At 54.2% G+C, this 216-nt stretch carries 2 tRNA genes; both read right to left on the bottom strand.

What is annotated here, in order from left to right:
• Positions 1-73 (bottom strand) — tRNA-Val (locus tag HJG58_RS18825).
• A gap of 66 nt (positions 74-139) precedes the next feature.
• Positions 140-216 (bottom strand) — tRNA-Asp (locus HJG58_RS18820).

Here is a 216-nt window from a genome sequence, read left to right as displayed (position 1 = left end):
TGGGCGCTGACGGGATCGAACCGCCGACATTCTGCTTGTAAGGCAGACGCTCTACCAACTGAGCTAAGCGCCCTTAATGAGAAAAGATAACGAACTTATCTTCATACTCTACATTCTCTAGACAAGGGAATCAAGAGAATGGCGCAGCGGACGGGGCTCGAACCCGCGACCCCCGGCGTGACAGGCCGGTATTCTAACCAACTGAACTACCGCTGC

Origin of the sequence: Acinetobacter geminorum, assembly GCF_013009345.1 — a bacterium.
Classification (GTDB): domain Bacteria; phylum Pseudomonadota; class Gammaproteobacteria; order Pseudomonadales; family Moraxellaceae; genus Acinetobacter; species Acinetobacter geminorum.
The sequence above is the reverse complement of the archived record's forward strand: the minus strand, read 5'-3'. Positions and strand labels throughout refer to the sequence as shown.